The sequence below is a fragment of the Cobetia sp. genome, assembly GCF_983723665.1.
In genome coordinates this window covers 1-4,596 of the sequence record NZ_CFDJES010000074.1, presented here as the reverse complement: position 1 = coordinate 4,596, position 4,596 = coordinate 1, and the positions used below count along the sequence as shown (strand labels likewise).

Below are 4,596 nucleotides of genomic sequence, written 5' to 3'. Positions count from 1 at the left end.
CCCCAGCGCACGCCGCTGTCGGCCAGCCAGCGCCGCAGACGCTCGAGCTCGCCCTCCTCGATGGCGAAACGACGCCGGAAGGCGGCGACATCCAGCGCATCCAGCACCTCGCTGACGCCGAGGCGGCGCTCCGGCAGTTCCAGAAGCATCAGCACCAGCCCGAGCAGCGGGTTGGCCTGACTGGCCACGCGGTCGGCGATGGTGAAGGGAATATGGCGCGGATTGCCCGGCGGCAGCTGACCGAACACCGCCTCGATATAGGGGGCATATCGGTCGATGTCGGGCACCATCACCAGGATGTCGCGCGGCCGCAGCGGCTCGCCCTCGCCACGTTTCTCGGCGTCATGGGCCCGCTCGAAGGCCGCCAGCAGGCGGTCGTGGAGGATCTCGACCTCGCGCAGCGCCGAGTGAGCGCTGACCAGACTGATGGAGTCGTCATCGGCCGCGAGCACCCGCGGACTGCCCTCGGCCAGCGCACGCTCGCCGGGGTGGACCAGCTCGAGTATCTCGTCCTGGATCTGCTGCAGCAGCGGTGCCTGCTCGGGTGGCGTGTCCTCGCTGATGCGCGGCACGAAGACGTCCAGCTCGAGATCGAAGCCGCTGTCGCGCCCCGACAGCGCACTCTCGAATTCATACAGGCTGACGATGAAGTCACGCCCCTGTGCGCCAAGCCCTGCCAGCAGCGGGTTGGCCTTGAGGTGCAACTCCTCCTCCGCCAGCCCGATCAGCGCCGGCGCCTCGGGGTGACGGGCACGCTGTTGCGCGAGGCGCTCGCTGTCCATGCGCTGGCTGTCTGCTCGCGAACTGCGCCGCACGGCTTCGCGGTCGGAGACGATATCGCCCCAGTAATGGCGGCAGGGATTGGTGATCATCAGATAGATGTCCATCACCCCGGACAGCGCATGCAGTGCATCCAGCGTCTGGCCCGGCAACGCCGAGATACCGAACACGAACAGGCGTGGCGGCAGTGGATGACGACGTGTCGAGGGCAGTGTCTCCAGCGCGCGCGCCGCCGCGACGAAGCGACCATGCAGGGCGGCGCGGTGATGCTGGCGGCTGCTGGATGGCGCATCGGCCAGCACCGCGCGCCACAGTGCCGGCTGCCACTGTTGGCTGTCCGGCAGGTTGTCGGGCAGCAGATTGGCCGGCAGCTCGCTTGCGGCCTGCTGACGCGCGAAGGCATCCCGGAAGTTGTCGTCTTCCAGCCCGCTCTCCCAACTGCGTACCCACTCGGGGCGATAGTTGAGGTACTGATCGAACAGGTCCGCCAGCTGGCAGGCCAGCTGCCACTGCTGACGTTCGGCCTCGGGGCCTTCGGGCAGCGCCGGCAATGCGTCCTCACCGACCGCCTCGATCAACTGGCCACGCTCGTCGCGACACAGGTAATCCCTGAGCGGCGCATAGCATTCGGCCTGGGATTCATCGGCCAGCAGCCCCGGCAGCAGGCGCAGCAGACGCCAGGCAAGCGGGCCCTTGTCGAAGGGCGACAGCTCCGGAATCTCGTCGCCCAGCACGCCGCCCAATACCCCGCGATAGGCACGCCATACGAAGCTTGAGGGCAGTGGAAAATCCACCGAGGCGGCGATGCCATCGGCCTCGGCCAATGACAATCTCAGCCACTGGGCCATGCCGTTGGACTGGACGAGGAAGGTTTCCGGCACCAGCGGAGGCTGAGGCGCGGCCTTGATCACCTTGAGGGCCAGATCGCGCAGGTCCTCGAGGTGATTGGCGTGAAGAACGGTAAACATGCGGGCATCCTGCTGGGAGTGACAACCCGGCCATCGTGGCCGTGGCAAGCCGCTGCGCGGAAGAGACAATGAATGGCTCTATCCTAGCGTCGCCGTGGCGCCGGCCCAAACGAAAAACGCGCACCACCCAGAGGGTGATACGCGTTTTCAGGCAGAGGCAGGCCACAAGGGCCTGCCTCTCATCCTGCGATGCCGGATACGCTGATCAGACGATGCGCATCAGTTCGCGGCCACGCGGGCTGATCGCCAGCCACAGGCCGAGCACCACGCCCATCAGCGACAGCGCCGCCACGTACCAGGTGGGCGACAGCGGCGAGACGGTCATCATCAGCGAGACCAGAATCGGCGTGAAGCCACCGAAGATGGCGTAGGCGACATTGTAGGAGAACGACAGGCCAGTGAAGCGCACCGCCGGCGGGAAGCCGCGGATCGCGATGCTCGGCACCGCGCCGACGATGCCGACGCTGAAGCCGGTCAGGCAGTAGAGCGGCACCAGCAGGCTGGGGTCTGAGTGCATGGTGGCGAGGAAGACCCAGTAGGTGATGCCCAGCAAGGCGCTCCACAGCACCAGGGTGACGCCGGCGCCGATGCGATCGACCATGTAACCGGAGACGATGCAGCCGACGCACACCGCCACGATCGCCAGACTGTTGGCGGAGAAGGCCGCGGCGCGGCTCAGGCCTTCGAGGCCCGCGATCAGGCTCGGCGTCATCAGGATCACGACCACGATGGCAGCGGTCAGAATCCAGGTGACCGCCATCGCCACGGCAATCGCCGGACGCTGTTCCCGCAGGATCATCTTCAAGGGCAGCTCGGCGGCCAGCGCCTTCTTCTGCTGCATCTCGGCGAATACCGGCGTCTCGTGCAACCAGCGACGCAGATAGACCGAGAACAGCCCGAACACGCCACCGATGATGAACGGAATCCGCCAGGCGAAATCACTGACTTCTTGCGGGGTGTAGACACTGTTGATGGCGCTGGCCATCAGCGAGCCGAGCAGGATGCCACCCACCAGCCCCATCGAGAGCGTGCCGCAGGCCAGGCCATTGTGACGCGGTGCGACGTGCTCGCTGACGAACACCCAGGCACCCGGCACCTCACCGCCGACCGCCGCGCCCTGGAACAGACGCAGGATGATCAGCAGCAGCGGCGCCCACATGCCGATGACGGCATAGGTCGGCAGCATGCCCATCAGCAGGGTCGGCAGCGACATCATGAAGATGGACAGCGTGAACATCTTCTTGCGGCCCAGCGTATCGCCGAAGTGGGCCATGATGATGCCACCCAGCGGGCGCGCCAGATAACCGGCGGCAAAGATGCCGAAGGTCTGCACCTGACGCAGCCACTCGGGAATGTCGGGCGGGAAGAACAGCTGGCCGACGACGGTGGCGAAGAACACGAAGATGACGAAGTCATAGAACTCGAGGGCGCCGCCGAGAGCGGACAGACCGAGTACCTTGATGTCACCACGCTTGAGCGAATTTTCGTTGGGCAAATCGTGAGCAGCGGAGGCGGAGCCCGCTGCGGGGACGGAATCGTTCATGGATCTCTGTTTAGCGGGGGCTGGTGTCCAGCGATGGTCAAGGGTGATTCACGCGTCGCACATCTTGTCTTGGAGGCTTTCAGTCGGGGAGACATCATCTTGTCGGGAGACATCATCCAACCGAGAGACATCATCGATCACGGAGCGGAAGTCGTGCTGATGATGACTGAAAGCACCGGGGTTGCCCCGGAGGCGTGGCGATCATGCGGAATCCTGCCAGCGTACGACGCATCACTGTATTGCAAAAAACACAATACAGATCGATGCAATCATGCGTCTCATGTATCGCGTCCAGAGTAGCAAAGGCGACCTTGGCTGGGTAGCGTTCGCTCACTGTTTGGCAGGGGTCTTGCGGGAAATCACGCCGACCTTGCCAAGAGTTGGCATGAAAAACCCCGGCGCCTCGAGAAGGCGGACCGGGGTGGTGAACGTCATCCTGTGCAGTTCAAGCAATTAGGGATGTGGTGGGTGTCATGCAGTGAGTCATCTTCTCTCGCCTGCCGGGCGACGCCCGAGACCTGAATTCAAGCTCAGATTCAAGCTCAGGTTCATCGACAAGCGTCAGCTGCAGTAGCCCCAGCCTTCCAGGCGCTGGCGAATGTCCTCGACCCGCTGGCGGTTCTTGCCGAGATCGGAATGCCCTCTGCGCGAGACGCTGCGCACATGGCAGACCCCCTCCTCTTCATTGCAGACGATTTCCACATCATCGACGAAGCCCAGCACGGGGGTGTGGAACTCGGCGTGCAGATAGCCGCCATCTTCGCTGACGATTTCAGCATGACCCATCGATTCTATGATGCCGTGCAACTTCTCCATCGCACTGACGCAGCAATCCTGCGGCATCGGGAGTGGCGCGACATAATGCTTGCTGTCAGTGGCCTGGGAACTGACCCCGTTGGGGGTGCTGGGGGCCGGAGCCAGCATGCCATCATGCAGGCCGAGATTGTCGGGACGAGGTGAAGCAAAAAGACCTTGGCGCATTTCGAATCCTTCCTGTCATCTCTGGGCGTCGGTAACAGCATCCTCTGTCACCAGCCTGATTGTTATCCAAGTCAGCTTGAAGACTTTGCGAAGACTGTGCGCAAGAAAGCCCCATGCGGGCTTCTCCGCTGATGTGATTCGCTGAGGCAACTCCCACACGCTGCCATCGCGTGGGCTTGTCGATGAATGACAAGGGCCTCGACTTTCAGCGTAGCGACTTTTGTCGATTTTGCCCGTGGAAGGCCTTGATCCAGATTATCTGCCTGATAATGCGCCGCACCTTGAGCGGCTTGAGGCCGTGCCCTCTTCCGCCCCAGCGAAGCC

3 protein-coding genes are annotated in these 4,596 nt (G+C 63.7%); all 3 read right to left on the bottom strand.

From position 1 onward, the window contains the following. A partial coding sequence (locus AC4FAH_RS09130; protein ID WP_490245926.1) for an exodeoxyribonuclease V subunit gamma occupies positions 1-1,748 on the bottom strand: 1,748 nt, incomplete at its 3' end. Positions 1,749-1,953: 205 nt separating this feature from the next. Continuing rightward, positions 1,954-3,291 carry an MFS transporter gene (locus AC4FAH_RS09125; RefSeq protein WP_052384471.1) on the bottom strand — a complete coding sequence of 446 codons (1,338 nt, stop codon included), beginning with the start codon at positions 3,289-3,291 and terminating at the stop codon, positions 1,954-1,956. A 561-nt stretch (positions 3,292-3,852) separates the two neighbouring features. Next, positions 3,853-4,272, bottom strand: a complete 420-nt coding sequence (locus tag AC4FAH_RS09120; RefSeq protein WP_043333122.1) for a DUF1499 domain-containing protein — start codon at positions 4,270-4,272, stop codon at positions 3,853-3,855. Positions 4,273-4,596 lie beyond the last annotated feature (324 nt).

Coding starts and splice junctions, on each gene's coding strand:
- AC4FAH_RS09125 (WP_052384471.1), bottom strand. CDS start 3,291: ATGAACGATTCCGTCCCCGCAGCGGGCTCCGCCTCCGCTGCTCACGAT.
- AC4FAH_RS09120 (WP_043333122.1), bottom strand. CDS start 4,272: ATGCGCCAAGGTCTTTTTGCTTCACCTCGTCCCGACAATCTCGGCCTG.